General features: G+C 69.3%; 12 protein-coding genes. 7 read left to right on the forward strand and 5 right to left on the reverse strand.

From position 1 onward, the window contains the following. Positions 1-128 precede the first annotated feature (128 nt). The 6 genes from AC07EQ_RS07245 to AC07EQ_RS07270 all read left to right on the forward strand — a co-directional run bounded on the left by AC07EQ_RS07245 (position 129) and on the right by AC07EQ_RS07270 (position 5,113). A complete protein-coding gene (locus AC07EQ_RS07245; RefSeq protein WP_478387055.1) occupies positions 129-947 on the forward strand; it encodes a universal stress protein in 819 nt (272 codons plus the stop codon). Between the two features lie 511 nt (positions 948-1,458). Next, the gene (locus AC07EQ_RS07250) at positions 1,459-2,412 is read left to right on the forward strand and encodes an L-histidine N(alpha)-methyltransferase (protein ID WP_478387056.1); all 954 of its coding nucleotides are present in this window, start codon (positions 1,459-1,461) and stop codon (positions 2,410-2,412) included. Next, positions 2,409-3,134: a HemK2/MTQ2 family protein methyltransferase gene (locus AC07EQ_RS07255; protein WP_478387057.1), complete on the forward strand. Its 726-nt coding sequence runs from the start codon at positions 2,409-2,411 to the stop codon at positions 3,132-3,134. Before AC07EQ_RS07250 ends, AC07EQ_RS07255 begins: the two co-directional genes overlap by 4 nt. Beyond that, a complete protein-coding gene (locus AC07EQ_RS07260) occupies positions 3,127-3,378 on the forward strand; it encodes a CDGSH iron-sulfur domain-containing protein (RefSeq protein WP_478387058.1) in 252 nt (83 codons plus the stop codon). The genes AC07EQ_RS07255 and AC07EQ_RS07260 overlap by 8 nt, the downstream gene beginning before the upstream one ends. After that, positions 3,335-4,360 (forward strand): iron-containing redox enzyme family protein, encoded by a 1,026-nt coding sequence (locus AC07EQ_RS07265; RefSeq protein WP_478387059.1) that lies wholly within the window; start codon positions 3,335-3,337, stop codon positions 4,358-4,360. The genes AC07EQ_RS07260 and AC07EQ_RS07265 overlap by 44 nt, the downstream gene beginning before the upstream one ends. Positions 4,361-4,603: 243 nt before the next feature. Further along, on the forward strand, positions 4,604-5,113 hold the full coding sequence (locus tag AC07EQ_RS07270; RefSeq protein ID WP_478387060.1) for a metallophosphoesterase family protein: 510 nt from the start codon (positions 4,604-4,606) through the stop codon (positions 5,111-5,113). Between the two features lie 481 nt (positions 5,114-5,594). On the opposite strand, the gene AC07EQ_RS07275 is transcribed toward AC07EQ_RS07270, so the two are convergent. The 5 genes from AC07EQ_RS07275 to AC07EQ_RS07295 all read right to left on the reverse strand — a co-directional run bounded on the left by AC07EQ_RS07275 (position 5,595) and on the right by AC07EQ_RS07295 (position 14,055). Beyond that, positions 5,595-6,278 (reverse strand): hypothetical protein, encoded by a 684-nt coding sequence (locus tag AC07EQ_RS07275; protein WP_478387061.1) that lies wholly within the window; start codon positions 6,276-6,278, stop codon positions 5,595-5,597. Between the two features lie 102 nt (positions 6,279-6,380). Further along, on the reverse strand, positions 6,381-7,868 hold the full coding sequence (locus AC07EQ_RS07280) for a dynamin family protein (RefSeq protein ID WP_478387062.1): 1,488 nt from the start codon (positions 7,866-7,868) through the stop codon (positions 6,381-6,383). After that, positions 7,837-9,729 (reverse strand): dynamin family protein, encoded by a 1,893-nt coding sequence (locus tag AC07EQ_RS07285; protein ID WP_478387063.1) that lies wholly within the window; start codon positions 9,727-9,729, stop codon positions 7,837-7,839. Before AC07EQ_RS07285 ends, AC07EQ_RS07280 begins: the two co-directional genes overlap by 32 nt. Positions 9,730-9,781: 52 nt before the next feature. Beyond that, positions 9,782-12,118 (reverse strand): ICP22 family protein, encoded by a 2,337-nt coding sequence (locus tag AC07EQ_RS07290; RefSeq protein WP_478387064.1) that lies wholly within the window; start codon positions 12,116-12,118, stop codon positions 9,782-9,784. 44 nt (positions 12,119-12,162) lie between these two features. Beyond that, on the reverse strand, positions 12,163-14,055 hold the full coding sequence (locus AC07EQ_RS07295; protein ID WP_478387065.1) for an Hsp70 family protein: 1,893 nt from the start codon (positions 14,053-14,055) through the stop codon (positions 12,163-12,165). 677 nt (positions 14,056-14,732) lie between these two features. On the opposite strand from AC07EQ_RS07295, the gene hypF reads away from it, so the two are divergent. After that, positions 14,733-17,000 (forward strand): carbamoyltransferase HypF, encoded by a 2,268-nt coding sequence (gene hypF / locus AC07EQ_RS07300; RefSeq protein WP_478387066.1) that lies wholly within the window; start codon positions 14,733-14,735, stop codon positions 16,998-17,000. Positions 17,001-17,282: the final 282 nt, after the last annotated feature.

Raw genomic sequence — 17,282 nt, forward strand, 5'->3', positions numbered from 1 at the left:
CGCGCGACGCGTGAGAAGACCACCCCACCTCGTCGGCGGCGATAGAGCCCATCGGCCCTATCAGCGCGGCGGTCGAGGTTGGCAACGTGAGCGACGTTGCGGTCCGAGCATCGCGGGAGGGCGCGAGCATGACACGCGCGAAGCAGTCCGTCGTGGTCGGCGTGGACGGCTCCGAGTCCTCGTCGCAAGCGGCGCGGTGGGCGGCCGTCGAGGCCGAGCGCCTGTCGGTTCCGCTGCACGTCCTCCTGGTCAACAACGATCCCACCCGCGATCCGTTCGCCGGGGAAGTGGTGCGGGACATCGCCGACAGCTGCCGCCAGGCGGTGGCCGAACTGGATATCACCGAGGAGGTCTCCACCGGGCATCCCGCCGAGGAACTGGTGCACCGGTCGGCCTCCGCGCGGCTGGTCGTGGTCGGCTCGCGCGGGCAAGGCGCGTTCCGGGAGACGTTGCTCGGTTCGATCAGCGCGGCGGTCGCCACGCACGCCTCGTCGCCGGTGGTCGTCGTCCCGGGCCCCGGCACCGCCACGTCCGGGCCGGTCGTCGTCGGGGTCGACGACTCGACGGGCAGCCGGAAGGCGTTGCGCTACGCCTTCCACGCGGCCGACCGACGTCGCAGCGAACTCGTCGCGGTGCAGGCGCTGCCGAACGCCTACTTCATTCCCGGCCCCTACGACCACCCGGACCGCGACGAACTCCTGGCCGGCGCCGAAAAGCGCCTCGCCGAGCAGGTGTCCGCCGGGACCGCCCCCTACCCGGAAGTGGTCGTTCGCCAGATCGTGTCGAACGTCCCGCCGGTGCAAGCGCTGCGCGAGGCCGCGCAGCATGCGCAGCTGCTGGTCGTCGGCCACCGGGGACTCGGGGGATTTCCCGGCCTGCTGATGGGTTCCGTGACCAGGGGCGTGTTGCACCACCCACCGTGCCCGGTCGCGGTGGTCCCGGGCTGACGGCTTCATCGCCGAGGGGGCATTCGTGCGGCGGGACGCGTTCGTCGAATGGGAACAGCGGTTCGGGCGGGGCGGGACCGGAGTTCTCGGGCGATTGCACGCCGCCGCGGCGCGGCGGAAGCGGATCGGCGCGAACGACCTGCACGACATCGCCGATTTTCCAGGTCCGGACAGGCGGGTGCATGCGTCGTCGTAGGCCTGGAGATCGTAGGTCGCCTCGATTCGTTCCTGTGCCAGGAGCGGCCCGACATGGGTGCGGATGTCGTGTGCCAGCAGTGCCTTCTCCGCGCGGCGCCGTTGCAGATGGGCGACTGCGAGTGGGGCTGAGCGCATGAGACTCGCCGAGCCGGGTATTCGGGAGACACGGACGAACCGAGTTCGCGACGTCTCGTTCGCGACCGGTTCCTGGCCGGTCGGAGGCGACCACGCCTCGAATGCCGGTCGACGAGCCCGATGCACCCGAGCAGCGAACGTTGGTGGGCGATTGGAAGGCCGGACCAGGGTCGAGGCCGTGGACGGCGACACCGGCTTCTGGACTGATGGCGATGCCCTGGTGGCCTGCCTGCGCGAGGCGCCGCCTCGAATTCCGCCGCACTTCGGCTACGACGCGCTCGGGTCAGAACTCTTCGAGGAGATCACCGGGCTACCTGACTACTACTTGACCCGCGTGGAAGACGGTCTGCTGCAGCGGCATGCCGGGGCGATCGCGGACGAGCTCGGAACACCGTGGGTCGCCGAACTGGGCAGCGGCAGCGCGAAGAAGACACGAGTACTGCTCGCCGCGTGCGCTGCCCGGCGTCGAACGACGTTCCTTCCCATCGATGTCAGCCGCGAAATGCTCGTCTCCAGCGGCGACTCGCTGGCCGCCGATTGCCGCGAGCTGACCGTACGCGGGTTGTGGGGCCGGTACGAAGCGGGGCTTCGCTGGATCCGCCGACGACGTCGCGCGCCGGTCACGATGATGTTCTTGGGGAGCACGTTGGGAAACACGACCGCCGCCGAACGCCACGCGCTGCTCGCGGAGATCGAGCGCACGCTCGCACCCGGCGACCGCTTTCTCGTTTCAGCAGACCTGGTCAAACCCAAGCACGTCCTCGAAACCTGCTACAACGATCCGCCGGGCAGTTCCGCGTTCGTGCGGTTCCGCCTGAACCACCTGGCCCACCTCAACCGTCGCTTCGACGGTGATTTCCTGCTCGACCGCTTCCAGGCGCGGGCCCATTACAACGAGCACACCCGCACGGTCGAAGGCCACCTCTACGCCACCACGGAGCACGTGGCGGAACTGCGCGCACTGGACATCCGGCTGGAGTTCGCGGTAGGCGATTCGATCAACGTCGGATTCTCCGCGAAGTTCGATCCGGCGCACTTCATCGATGAGATGCGCGACTTCGGCCTGCTCCCTCACCGGCATTGGATGGACGAGCGCTGGCGGTACGGGCTCTTCCTCTTCTCCCGCCGTTGAACGTCGGCGTCACCGGAAACGACCGGAGTCCGATGTTTCGCCCGATGGGTACCGGGTATGAGGGCGGGGTGCTCCTCATGCGACTACCCGGTGTCTACCGAGCAGCCGACGACACGTCGTTGCTGGCGGACGTCATGCGCCAAGGCCAGTACGCCCGCGGGCGGCGCGTGCTGGACATCGGATGCGGTACGGGTGCGCTCGCCCTCGAGGCGGTGCGGGCCGGGGCGGCATCGGTCACGGCGGTCGACCTGTCACTGCGGTCCGCAGCCGCGACGTGGCTCAACGCCCGGGTGCACCGAGCCCCGGTCGATGTTCGTCGCGGTGACCTCTTCGAGCCGGTGCGGGGCGAACGATTCGATCTCCTGCTGGCCAATCCTCCCTACGTGCCCGCACCCACTTCGCTGCTCCCCCGCCACCGGATTGCTCGCTGCTGGGATGCGGGCATTGATGGCAGGCAAGTGCTCGACCGGATCTGCCTCGGGTCTGCCGACGCGCTCTCCAGCGGCGGCACGGTCTTGATCGTGCAGTCCGAGGTGTGCGATGAACGCGCGACCCTGGTGCGGCTGGAAGGAGCCGGTATTCGGGCACAGGTGGTCGCGCGATTTCGCGTGCCTTTCGGTCCGGTGATGCGAACCCGCACCGCGCTCGTCGAAGGTCGCGGACTGCTGAAATCGGGCCGCCGCGAAGAGGAACTCGTCGTCGTGGAGGGTTGCCGTGACTGACCGCTCCCCCACTCGCATCGAGATCACCGGCGAGGGGCCCGTGCTCGTGCACGGCCCGGTCGAACTGATCACACCAGACGGACGTCGCGTGTGTTCCGAACGTGCGGTGACCGCCCTGTGCACGTGCCGCCGGAGTCGCCGCTACCCGATGTGCGACACCAGCCACCGCCGCTGCGCCCGAAGCCGCCGGAGGAAGACCGATGACGACCAGAACGAGACCTTCGAAGACGACCGGCAGTGCTGAGACACCGGAGCTGCCGTTCCCCCGCGGCCCGCTGTCATCCGCGGTCCTCGAAACGCTCCGCGGCAACCCGGCTCCGCCGACGCCCCTGAACGGGGCCGACCCCTATGGGCAAGACCTGCAACTCGCCCTCTACTGCCTTCACGAACTGCACTACCGCGGCTTTCGCGGTGTCGAACCGGAGTGGGAATGGGACACCACGCTGCTGGCGCTTCGCCAGAGGCTTGAGCAGGTGTTCCTCGCCGCTTTGCGCGATGACGTCCCGGCCGGCGATGACGTGGCGGCCGAACTGCAGAACGTCCTCGTCGAGCCCGCCGATGCGTGGGGGGTCACGCACCACCTCCGTCGCGACGGGCAGTTGTGGCAGTTGCGCGAGTACGTGGCGCACCGGTCGCTGTACCACCTCAAGGAAGCGGACCCACAAGCCTGGGTGATCCCCCGGCTCTCCGGGGCGGCCAAATCCGCTTTCGTCACGATCGAACACGACGAATACGGTGCCGGTAACCCCGAACGCATGCATTCCCACCTGTTCGCCAGGATGATGCGCGCTCTCGGCTTGGACGACCGGTACGGGGCCTACCTCGATCCCGCCCCGGCGGAGACGCTCGCCGAAGTCAATCTGATGTCGATGTGCGGGCTGCACCGCGGTCTCCGAGGCGCGTTGCTGGGGCAGTTCGCCACCGTCGAGCTCACCTCGTCGCCCGGCTCCGACCGGCTCGTCCAGGCGATGCGACGGCTCGGCTGCGGCCCGGACGCCATTGATTTCTACGCCGAGCACGTGGAAGCCGACGCTGTCCACGAACAGCTGGTCAGACGGAGCGTCCTCGCCCCGTTGCTGGACTCCGAGCCAGAACTCGCCTCCGATGTCGTGTTCGGCATCCGCGCCAGCACCCACCTGGGCGGCAAACTCGAAGCGCTGCTGCTCCACCGATGGGCCAACGACGAGAGCTCTCTCCTGCCCCGGCGCGACCAGGAACCGCTCTAGCCGGGTTCGCCATCGGGCAGGTCACGGGCAGGCCATGGCGAGTTCGAAGAACAAGGCGATCATCGCCAAGTACCGGGTCACCCACCGGAACAGGTGTGCTCCTCGCCGGAAAGTCGCCGGCACGCATGAGCGAGCTTCCGAGCTCTTCCCCGTGCATGTGACCGCAGGAACGGTCCGCAACGCCGCTGCGCCACATCCACCGCGCTGTGGCGCATCGGCACCGGTCTCCTCGACACTCGGGGCATGCACCTGCTGCTGATCGCCGACACTCACCTCCCGAAACGCGCCAAGACCCTGCCAGCGGAGATCTGGGACGCGGTGACAACAGCCGACACCGTCATCCACGCCGGCGACTGGGTCGATGTCGCGCTGCTGGACGAACTCGAGGCGCGCAGCGCACGGACGATCGGGGTGTACGGCAACAACGATGGTCCAGAACTGCGAAGCCGGCTTCCCGGAGTCGCCCGCGCCGAGCTGGGCGGAGTCCGACTCGCCGTGATCCACGAAACCGGCCCCGCACGGGGCCGGGAAGCCAGATGCGATCGGTTGTTCCCGGACACCGACGTGCTCGTGTTCGGGCACAGCCACATCCCGTGGGACACCACCACGCCCGGCGGTCTTCGACTGCTCAACCCCGGCTCTCCCACCGATCGTCGTAGCCAGCCGCACTGCACGTACCTGACCGCTGACATCTCCGGCGAGCAGATCCGGAACGTCGTGTTCCACCGCCTACCGCCGCGTTGCACCGGTTGACCCCGGGTTGGCAGCCAAGCTCCCGTCGCCGACGATCGGAGGTACGCCATTGCCCGGCGTACCCGGAAATTTGATCCCGCAGTACACCACGACGATGGCTATCGCTGCCTGTGCGTCGAAAAGGCTCTTCGCGTTATGGCGTTAGGGGCGAGCCCCGTGCCGCATCGGAACGAGCCGAGCCATAGTCCCGTTCTATTGAGCGTTTTTCGTCCTGGTCGGCCCGCAGCCGCGGGCCGCAAAGCCGCACATCGATGTGGTGTCGCATGCGCCGCAGGCGCATAGCCCACCTACGACACCGGCACCGCCGCGGGTTCTCAGAGGCTTCCTGGCGAGGACGGCCCTGACGCCGTGTATTGGGCATACATAAGTCAGGGCACCCACAGACCAGGAAGCCTCTGAGGTTCCGCCACCCGCACCGCCACGCAAAACGAGGTTGGAAGAACCTCATTCGACGAGGACGGGTTTTGAAGCCACCATCTCCTCAATAGTCCGCCGAATCGTCGCCGGACATGTCCGGCTCGGCGGAGTAGCCGCCGTCGAGCGAGCTCGGATCGACCGAGTAGCCACCGTCGAGCGAGCCCGGGTCAACGGAATAGCCGCCGTCGGACATGTCCGGCTCGGCGGAGTAGCCGCCATCGGTCATGCCGGGGTCGACGGAATAGCCGCTATCCGACATGCCCGGGTCGACGGAATAGCCGCCGTCGAGCGCGCCCGGGTCGACCGAGTAGCCGCCGTCGAGCGAGCCCGGGTCGACCGACATGTTCGGTTCGGCGGAGTAGCCGCCGCCCGACATGTTCGCATCCGCCGACATTCCACCCATGTCGTCCGTGCCGGGCAGGCACATGCCGGCGCCCTGCTCGGACGCGGCAGCTGCGGCTCCCGCGTCAGCGGGGTCCGCTTCGTGCGGGAGGTCCTCTTCGGGCACCATCTCCATGCCGCGGACCGCGTCGACGCCTTCCCCGACGATGCCGCCGACTCCTTCGCCGACCTCGCCACCTGCCCAGTCCGCCCCGAACCCCTCACCGGCAGCGCTCCCGATCACGCCGCCGATCGCTTTTCCGGCCTGCTGGCCCGCGTGCTCGTCGCTGAAGTCGCCTTCCTGGACGGGCCCGGGGAACGGGACGCCGCTGTCGTTCGGATATCCAGGATTCGCTTTCGGTCCCACGTCTTGCACAGGACCCTCCTTCCCGGCCCGCCGAACCGGACGTGCGCTCCAGCACGGGGTCTGACCCGACGGGCACCGATGTTCGGCTCGAGCGACCCGCGGTCACCCGGTCGGTTCGACGAGGTCGCCCAGCATTCCTTCGCAGGTGCGGATCAGGACGTGGGCGGCGGCGACCGACTGCCGCAGGCTCGCCGGGCTTTCCGCCCGGCCCTGCCAACGCGCCAGCGCCCCCTGCGCGGCATTGCGGATCGCTCCCTGGTCGGCCTCCGGCGCCAGCCCGAGGCGGCGGGCCGGGGCGATTCCCGAACTTCCCAGCAGGCGCTCGGCTTCCGCGACCTCCTCCTCGGTGAGCCCGGCGGGGTCTTGCCGCAGGGAGTTGAGCAACCGGAGCTCGGCGATCTCATGGGCGCCGGCCCACACCCGCTCCACCTCCGCGACCAGTTGTTTGTTTCCCTCCAAGGGCATTTGCCGCAGCACCATGCCCAGCGCCTGCAGCACCGACCTGGCCTTGAGCACTTCGGCCCGGGCCGCGAACTGGGTGCCCAGCGCCGCGACGAGCTGCCGCAGCCCGGAGTTCTCGATGAGCATCGCGGCCAGCTGCGCGGAATTGCCGCACTTGCCCGACCGGATCAGCTCGATGCCCAGCCTCAGTCCGTACATGCCCAGGCGCTCCAGCAGCCGGCGCCGCCCTTCGGCGTCGACCTCGGCGGGGCAGTCCAGCTTGATGAAGCGGTCCACCGAAACCAGTGTCGGCGCCAGTTCCTCGGCCGGTGCCCTGGCCAGCAGTTCCAGCCCGCGGAATTCCTCCTCGCGCAGGGTCCGCCCGGTGTAGGCGAGCAGCCCGGTCACCGGCAGCACCGTCTGGCACAGCCGGCGCACCTGCTCGCTCTTCCGGTAGGAATCGGCCACGCGCGCCGCGCTCGCCATCGAATCCATCTTGCCCGCACCGATCTCGTCGGCACGCGACAGCACGCCCACCGCGTTGACCGGTGTCGGTTGCACGATGTCGTCGTCGTGGAACGCCTCCAGCAACCGGATGTCCTCGCGGTGCGCGTAGCGCATCAGGTACAGCACCGCATCGGCCGGCGTGGCCCGACCGTTCGACGGGGTCAGGAAGTCCTGGGCCCGCTCGGAGATGTCCGTCGACACCGAACCGATCCCCGGCGTGTCGATGAGCATGAAGTTGCGCAGCGCGGTGGACGGCCACTCCACCACCAGCCGCTCCACGTCCGCGGCCCTGGCGCCGCCGAGGTCGATCCGGATGGCGCGGCTGTCCGGGCGGGCGTACCGCACCTCCCGTGCCTCGCCCTGCCTGGGCTGCAGCACCACGCGACAACTGTCGCCGTGCTGGAACCAGGTGACGATGCGGGTGCACTCGCCCGCGTCGGTGGCCGCCAGCTCCTCGCCGATCAGCGCGTTGAGCAGGGTGGACTTGCCGGCCTTGACCTTGCCCGCGATGGCCACCCGCAGCGGTTGCCGAACCCGCACCGCGAGGGTCTGCAGCGATGCCTCGGCCGGGGTGCCGGCGTAGGCGGTGGCCGCCGACCGGATCACCCCGTCAACCTGCTGGATGAGCGATGAGTTGTTCATCCCGCACCCCGCCTTCACTTGCCCGGAAGAGCGTTTCGGCTTTCCTGCGCAGCATTGCCACGGACTTGCGGGCCTGCTCCATCTCGGGCAGGCGGCGCTCCCGCTGGGCCTTGTCCGCCTGCAACGACTTCTTCGCCGCCGCCACCGACTGCGCCGCCGCGTTCTGCAGTTCCGCCGCGCGTTCGGAATAGCCCTGCCGCATCTCGCGCTGCATCCGGCGGATGGTGTCCTTGGAGTCCTTGGCGATGTGGAACTTCAGGTCCTCGGTGTACTGGTTGACCGCCGCCTTGGCCTTCTGGCGGCGTTCCTGCACGTCGCGCTTGGCCCCGGAGCGCAGTCCGCCGACACCGCTGAGGACGCCGAAAGCCATCGACACCGGGTTCATCCCGGACATCAGCGCCACCCGGCCCACGGTCTTGAACAGCAGCATGCCGGTGCGCATCCCCTTGGTCTTCAGGCTGGCCTTGACGATCTCGACGTCCTCGGCCGCCTCCTCCAGCTCCTTGATCAGCTCCGTGGGGGCCTCGGCGTGCACTTCGACCTCGGCGCCCTGCTGCTCCTCGGCGAACTGCTCGGCCACCGACTTGCCGAGCTCGGCGACGCGTTGCTGGAGCAACGTGTAGTTCTCCACCACCTCCGCGGTCAGCCGGCGCCGCATCCACGCCTGGATCTCCTCCCAGGTCTTCGCCGGATCTCCCTCGCCGATCGCCTTGTTGGCCTCCCGCGTGAGATCCCGGAACCGCCGCCGCATGTCGAAGTCCACATCGGACGAGATGTTGCCGAAGCCGTCACCGAGCGTCTGCTGCCAACGCGCCCCGGCGGCGCGCAACGCCTCGGCCCTCTTGCCCGCCTCCTGCAGCTTCGCGACGAGCTCCTTGCCCTGCTCGGGATCGGCCAACGTCTGCTGCCGGGCCGCCAGCACCTGGTCGACCTGGCCCAGCACGTCGCGGAAGTTCGCGGTGACCGCGGCCAGGGTGAGCCGTTCGATGTTGGCGACCACTTTCTGCCCGAGGTAGGCCAGCAGCGGCACGCAGCCGGACTCCGCGAACAGCCGCTTGTCGCGTTTGAGCGCGGCCTGCGCCTGCAACGCGGTGGCCACCGGGAACACCGGGATCTCCAGCCCCGCGGCGCGCAGGTGCGCCTTGTCCTGCTCGACGATCTGCCGCCACTGCGGGTAGAGGTCGATCTTCGTCACCGCGCAGACGACGCTCGGGCAGAGGTTCTTCGCGGACTTGAGCAGTTCGATCTCCGTCGCGGTGAGTTCCTGCGCGGCGTCGGTGGCGAACACCAGCGCGTCGGCGGCCGACAGCACGCCGTAGGTGGGCGCCTCCGCCGTCTCGCTCAGGCCGCCGACCGGTGTGTCCACGAAGGTCACGCCCTGCGACAGCAGCTGGTTCGGGATGCCCACGTCCACCCACATCAACTTGCCGCCCTTGTCGTTCGGCGGCGCCTCGGTGACCTGCCTGGGGATTTCCCGCATCGGCGCGGCCACCCGGCTGGCCTCCTTCTTGCCGTTGCCGCTCGGCTGGTAGGTCAACGTGACGGCGGGCTTCTCTGCGTAGGTGATCGACATCGGCACGGCGGTGGACGCGGTGTCCACCACCGGGCAGATCGGCACGTTGACCAACGCGTTGACCAGCGAGCTCTTGCCCTTCTTGAATTCGCCGACCACGACGATGCGGATCAACCGCTTCTTCCGGTCGGCCAGGTGCTTCCGGTCCGCGTTCAACCGCCGGACCAGGTCCTTGCGCCCGCTCTTCTCGGCGAGCCTGCTGGCCGCGGCCAGGACGGCTTCGACGCCGTCCACCCAGTGCGCGGAGCCCCCCTCGGGGGGCTTGGGTTGCTGCGATGGCCCTGTCATTGCCGCCCACCCGACCCCGTTACCGTCAAAGTCCATTGTGGATGTGCATCGGTCAGAACCCGAAGAGGTCGCCGATGGCTTCGCCGGCGTCCTCCAGGGCACCACCGACGTCGTCGACCACGTCGGTCACCGTCTCCGCGGCGTCGTCGAACACATCGCCCGCCGACGTGCCGAAATCGGTGAAGGCGTCACCGATGTCGCTGACCGCCTCCGTGCTGAAGTCCCAGACGTCCGTGAGCTCATCGTCGAATCCGATGTCGGTCACCACGTCCCAGGTGAAATCACCGACCGCGTCGGCCGCGTCGTCGATGGCCTCGTCGACACCGGCGTCGCCGAGCCACTCGCCGAACTCGCTGCCGAGCCAGCCACCGGCTGCGGCTCCCAGCGGCCCGAGGAACATTCCGCCGACGGTCGCCCCCGCGACACCGCCGACCGCCGCACCGTAGTCGCCCTCGAAGAGGTCTTCCACTCCCGAGGCGATGCCGCCGACGCCGAGCGCAGTGCCGCCCAGGTCCACCGCCGTGCCCAGCATGCCGCCCCAGTCACCGCTCAAGACGTCGGTAGCGACATCCGCGTATTCCCCGACACCGAGCGCATCGGCCGCGACACCAGCGGCTTCACCGGCCAACCCGCCCCAGTCGCCGCTGAGCACGTCATCGGCCACGTCGCCGATCGGGCCGAGATCGCCGACACCGATCTCCTCGGCCGCGGTCCCGAGCAGACCGCCCCAGTCGCCGTTGTAGAAGTCGGTGGCCGCCTGGCCGAAATCGCCGACACCGAGCCCGGTGGCCACGTTGTCGGCCAGCCCGCCGATGTCCCCGCTGAGCAGACCGCCGGCGACCCCGCCGATCCCGATGTCGCCGAGCCCGATGTCGCCGATCGTGGTCGTCACCGAACCGGCCAGGTCGCCCCACTCCCCGCCGAGCAGGTCGTCGGCGACCGTGGTGAAGTCGCCGAACCCCGTTCCGGACAGGGTGTCCCCGGCGTACGAGCCCCAGTCGGTGCCGGCCAGCGGCTCACCGACCCAACCACCCAGCTCGGCACCGGCGACGGAGGTCGTGGCGTCGACCGGACTGCCCAGCCAGCCCGTGTCGTGCAGGGTCGGCTCGATGAGTTGGAGCAGGGCCGGATTCGAGAACGGATCGCCCTGCGCCCACGGCAGCGTGGTCGTTGTCGTGGTGGTGGTCGTTGTCGTGGTGGTGGTCCAGCTCCCGGTGTCCCAGCCCCCGGTGTACGGTCCCCCGGTGTCCCAGCCCCCGGTGTACGGTCCCCCGGTGTCCCAGCCTCCGCCTTCCCAGAGCCCGGACGTATCCAAGGTCGTGTCGTACCCCGTGTCCCACGGTTCTAGCCCGGGGTCGACGTAGTACGAGGTGTTGGGGTCCTCCTGGACACCCGTCTCGGCCGCGGTGCCGGCTCCCAGCGGCTCCCGCATGTCCTCGCCGCCGAAGTACCCGGTCGGGCCCGCTACGCCGTGGGCGTCGAGGTCTCGCAGCCTGTCCAGGTCCGCCTGGCTGAGATCCTGCTGTTCCGCTGCCAGGCCCGCGTCTTGCGTCGTCGAGTAGTCCGGGTGCTCGGTTTCGGTGTGCGGCCCCAAGCTTTCATAACCGGGCTCAGCCGGCTGCACGTCCTCCCACGCCCCACGCTCCGGGTACTCGGTTTCGGTGTGCGGCCCCAAGCTCTCGTAACCGGGCTCAGCCGGCTGCACGTCCTCCCACGCCCCACGCTCCGGGTACTCGGTTTCGGTATGAGGCGCCAAACTCTCATAACCAGGCTCAGCCGGCTGCACGTCCTCCCACGCCCCACGCTCCGGGTACTCGGTTTCGGTATGAGGCGCCAAACTCTCATAACCAGGCTCGGCCGGTTCCACCTCCGGCTGTTCCCCGGCCCCCGGGTGCTCGTACCCCGCCTCGGAAGCCCAGCTTTCACCCGCGGGGAACTGGTATTCCAGGGTCGTGTACTCGCCGGTGCCGGAAGTCTCCTCGCCGGGTTGGACCACGTCCTCCGTCGAGTAATCGGGAGACTCCTCGACAACATCCGTGGGCTCGGCGCCGTAGTCCGCCGGCTCATCGACCGCGTACTCGGATGGATCGGTGTAGGCGACGTCGGTGGAGTCCTCAGCGGTGCCGTACTCGGATGGATCGGTGTAAGCGACGTCGGTGGAGTCCTCGGCGGTGCCGTAGTCGGACGTCTCGGCGGTGTAATCCGTCTCGGCCGAGTAATCCGTCTCGGCTGAGTAATCGGTATCTGCCGAGTAGTCCGTCTCGGTCGACATATCTGTTTCGGCGGAGTAGTCCGTCGTTTCCGCTGCCGTGTAATCCGTCGTTTCCTCGGCAGAGAAGTCCGTGGTCTCGTCGCCGGCACCCGTGTCAGCGACCATCTCCTCGTCCATGTCTTCCCGCCTCGTGTCGTGGGTGGTCGTCCACCCGGACGCCATCACTGGTTGTGGGTGCCCTTGTTGGTGCCGTCAGTTTCTCCATCGCCGGTATTCGGGGGGTTTTCGTCGGTGGGCTTCGGCGGGTCGTCGGTCACGGTGCCGCCGCCGGAACCGCCCCCAGATCCACCAGAACCGCCGCCGGAGCCGTTGTCCGTGCCGCCGCCCGTGCCGCCACCAGAGCCACCGCCGGAACCACTATCGGTGCCACCACCGGAACCACCCGAACCGCCGGAACCGCTATCGGTGCCCCCGCCGGTACCGCCGCTGTCCGTACCTCCGCTGTCCGTACCTCCGCCGCCCCCGGAGTCGCTACCGCCCGGCTGGTACGGGGCAGGCGTGGGCACTGGGGCCGGAGGCGCCACCGCGGGTGGCGGAGGCGCGCCGGACATGCCCGACAGCAACGTCCAGCCGCCCCAACCCGCGCCCCCGAGCAACAAGATCACAGCGACCACGAGCGTGATCACGCGCGCCCGCGGCTCCTTCAGCGCTGCGGGGACCTTCATCGACGGCATCGAGGGCTTCGAAGGCATCTTGAGCGGCGAACTCGGCGGTGCGACCGGTGCGGCCTCGGGCACGTAACCGGCCGTTTCCCCGGGTGCGGCCGCGACCGGAGCGGGTTCCGGCTCCTCGGCAGGTGCCGGCGGCTCCGCCGCTGCACGCTGCTGCGGTACCGGCTCCGCTGCCGCCGGCTCCGGCTGCACCGGCGCCGGCTCGCTCGGCGCCTCCTGCGGGGCGCTTACCGGTGGGCCCAACTCCGCAGCGGGCTCGCTCATCCCGGCCGGCACCGGGCTCGCGGCTGCGGACGGCGGAGCCGGGGTGAGCCGGCTGGCGGCTCGTTCGCGTGCGGTGATGGCCGCGCCGGAGGCGATCGCGTACTTCGGGGAGGCGTCGACCGCCACCGGCCTGCGCAGCTCCGCGGAGATCATCTGGGAGATCAGCGGGATCCGCGAGGATCCACCGACCAGCAGCACCTTCTGCAGGTCCCCCGGCTCGATCTCGGCCGAATGCAGTGCGCGCAGCAGGTCCCGGATGGTTTCGGCGACGCTCGGCCGGATCATCTGCTCGAACTCCTGCCGGTTCAGCCGCACCTGCGTCTGGACCTGAGGCAGCAGCACCGGCACGACCGTCTGGGTGTCCTCCGACAGCGCCTCCTTGGCGGCCGTGCATTCGGCGCGCAGGCGCAGGATGATCTGCCGGGTGTGCACGTCGCGCGGATCGAGTCCGTGCAAGGACTTCCCGGTGCTGCGCACGACGTGGGTCAGCACGGCCTCGTCGAAGTCCATACCGCCGAGGTGTTCGATGCCCTGCGATGCTCCGACCAGGTCGAATCCGCGCTCGCGCTTGGCCAGCACCGCCGCGTCGAACGTGCCGCCGCCGAGGTCGTAGACGGCGACGGTGTCACCGGCGTCGACCCGTTCCGCCGAGGCGTAGGAGATGGCCGCGGCCTCCGGTTCGGTCACCGTGGTGGCCCCGGTCAGGTCGGCCAGCTGGAAGCACTGGGAGAGCAGGTCCTGCTTGTACGGCCCCCAGTTCGCCGGGTGGCAGACCGTCACGTGCTCGGGCTGCTCACCTCGCTCGCGGGCGACGGTGTCGACGGTCCAGCGCAGCAGCCGGGCCATCAGCGCGTCGGCGGAGAACGGTTTGCCGCCCAGGATGATCGGGGCCGGGTCACCGAACCGGCGTTTGAACTCCCGGACCACGCGACCGGGGTCGGTGGCCGCCCGGCGGTGCGCGGCCTCGCCGACGAGGAAGTCGTCGGCGTCGGTCAGGAACAGCACCGACGGCACCTTCGGCGCGTGCTCACCTAGCGTGGCGACCTCGACTCGGTCCTCCACGGCGACTGCCGCCGCGGTGAAGGTGGTGCCGAGGTCCACCCCGAGCTGGTATCCCATCGAGGTCTGTCTCCTGTGCCAGCCCTGGTTCCCGTCCCGGTGGTGATCTGCGGTACGCCTGGCGCACCCGCGGCCCGCCACCCCCATGTTCCGGCCGACTGCTGCCGGAGCGGTGGTGTGCCCACTTGGCGACCGCTGCGTCGTGGCCACGCACCATCTGCGTCCACACTTGTCCCGGTCGCCCTGTAGCCATGCGAACACGCCGAGTTCGCCCGGTGATAGCGCCGAAAGTCCCATCTCAGAAGAGAATCTGCGCCCTGACCAAGGATCTCGCCAACGGCGAGAAGCGAATCGCTCGCCAGGCACCGCGAATGACTCGGTCGGCAGGCAAAATCACCTTCTGCGGCAAGGGGGTCTGATGTGGACGGATTCAGAAGTGGCGTTCGGGACGCGATGTGGACGGGCCTGCCGGCCTCCGGAAGCACACCTGCACGTCGCGACGCTCGAATGGTCCCGTGTTCGTCGAACACGGGTTCTCGTGGTCGGCGCCGTCCAGTTAACAGGGTCCGGGCCTGACCGGCTCTGCTGCTCGGGCGGCGCGGGGCTGCAGCGACTCGGGTGCACTCGGTGCACGGGAGTGGCACCCGCCCATCCACGTGCGGAAGTGCGCCGGCAGAGTCGCGTCCGGGTGAAGTCGCGCGGATGCGTTGCGTGGTCCTTCGTTCGAGACTGGGTCGATGGGCGAATTGGTCCGGAAGCGTGTTCGGGTCGAGGGAATCGTGCAGGGCGTGGGCTTTCGGCCCTTCGTCTACTCGCTGGCGACCGGGCTGGGGCTGGCCGGGCACGTCGGCAACGACGTGCACGGCGTGTTCGTCGAGGTGGAGGGGCCGGCGTCAGGCATCCGGCGGTTCCTCGGCATGCTCCGGGAGCAGGCTCCGCCGTTGGCGGTGGTGGCCCGGATCTCCGTCGCCGATGTCGCGGCCGTGGCCGAAACCGGGTTCCGGGTCGTCGACAGCGACTCGACCGGATCGCGGGCGGCCCTCGTCTCCAGCGATACCGCCACCTGCGCCGACTGCTTGGGCGAAATCACCGATCCGGACGACCGGCGGTCCGCTTACCCGTTCACCAACTGCACCAACTGCGGGCCGCGGTTCACCATCGTCCGGGACGTTCCGTACGACCGTCCGAATACGACGATGGCCGGATTCACCCTGTGCGCCCGGTGCGAGGCGGAGTACCGCGATCCGGCGAATCGCCGGTTCCACGCCCAGCCGGTGTGCTGCCCGGACTGCGGGCCGCGGCTGCGGCTGACCGACAGCGGCGGCGTGGCCCTTCAGGGCGACCCCCTCACCGAAGCGGTGGCGGTCCTGGCACGCGGCGAAGTGCTGGCCGTGAAGGGATTGGGCGGGTACCACTTGGCCGTGGACGCGACCAACAGCGATGCGGCGGCCACCCTGCGCAAGCGCAAGCACCGGGAGGACAAGCCCTTCGCGGTCATGGTGGCCTCGGTGGAGCAGGCCCGGTCGCTGTGCGCGATCGACGGCGCGGAGCAAGCCGCGCTCACGTCCCGGCGACGCCCCATCGTGCTGCTCGACCGGCTGCCCGACACCCTGGTCTCGCCGAGCGTCGCGCCCGGGAACCACCAGCTGGGCCTCATGCTTCCCTACACCCCGCTGCATCACCTGCTCCTGCGCCGCTTTCCCCGCCCGATCGTGCTCACCAGCGGCAACGTCTCCGACGAACCGATCGCCTACCGCGATGACGACGCGCTCGCGCGGCTGGGCGACATCGCCGATGCGTTCCTGGTCCACGACCGGCCCATCCACGTCCGCACCGATGACTCCGTCGTCCGCGTGGTCGGCGGCCGCACGATGCCGGTCCGGCGGTCCCGCGGCTACGTGCCGGAACCGGTGACGCTGCCGTGGCCGTTCCCGCAGCCGGTGCTGGCCTGCGGTGCCGAGCTGAAGAACACCTTCGGCGTCGCCAAGGACGAGCACGTCTTCGTCTCCCACCACATCGGTGACCTGGAGAACTACGAGACGCTGCGGTCCTTCACCGACGGGATCGAGCACTTCCGCCGGCTGTTCGACGTCGAACCGCGGGTCGTCGCCCACGACCTGCACCCCGAGTACCTGTCGACGAAGTACGCGGCGGAACTGGACGGTACCGAGCTGGTCGGGGTGCAGCACCACCACGCGCACATCGCATCCTGCCTGGCCGACAACGGCGAATCCGGCCCCGTGCTCGGAGTGGCGTTCGACGGGACCGGGTACGGCGGCGATGGCTCGATCTGGGGCGGGGAGTTCCTGGTCGCCGACCTGACCGGCTTCCGGCGGCAGGGCCACCTGGAACCGGTTCCGCTGCCCGGGGGGACGACCGCCATCAAGCAGCCGTGGCGGACCGCGGTCGCCTACCTCGCCGAGTGCGGGAACCTGTCCCCGGATCTCGATGTGCTGCGGCGCAACGCGAACTGGGCCGAGATCGCCGCGCTGTCGCGATGGGATCGCCACGCGCCGCCGACTTCCAGCGCCGGACGGCTCTTCGACGCCGCGGCGGCGATCCTCGGCGTGCGGGACCTCATCAACTACGAAGGCCAGGCCGCCATCGAACTCGAACAACTCGCCGACACCACCGAGGCGGGCGAATACCCGGTGTCGATCAGTGGCGGGCCGGTGTTGCGCGTTCGCGGCGCGGACCTGGTTCGTTCGGTCGTCGCCGATCTCCGCGCCGCAACGCCGTTGCCGGTGATCGCCGCGCGGTTCCACAACGGATTGGCGGCGGCGGTCGTGGACGTTTGCGGCCGGATGCGGGAGTCCACCGGCATCGGCACCGTGGCCCTTTCCGGCGGTGTCTTCCAGAACGTCCTGCTGTTGCAGCGCGTCACGATGTCGTTGGACAGCAACGGGTTCCGCACGTTGCTGCATTCGCAGGTGCCGCCCAACGACGGCGGGATCAGCCTGGGGCAGGCCGCCATCGCCGGGGCGCTGTGCCGCGCACGTCGTTAGAGCCGCTTCTGAAACAGCCCCGGGCACGCTCACCCGAAGACACCGCGCGCCAGACGCCGGTGGCGTTTTCGCGCGAAACCGGCGCCCCGCCCTCACGCGGAACGCCGGTTTCTCGCGAAAACGTCGCCCCGCCTCCGCGGCGGGCACGTCTCACACCCGCCTGCACCCCGTTCTGAAACGGCCCCTCAGCTTGTTGTTTAACCGGTAGCAGCGTGATGTGACCCCAGTTGATCATGAATGAAGCCCTTGGTTGATCATTCCTCTTGCGACAGAAGGAAGATC

It is taken from the genome of Saccharopolyspora sp. NPDC045839 (assembly GCF_056431645.1).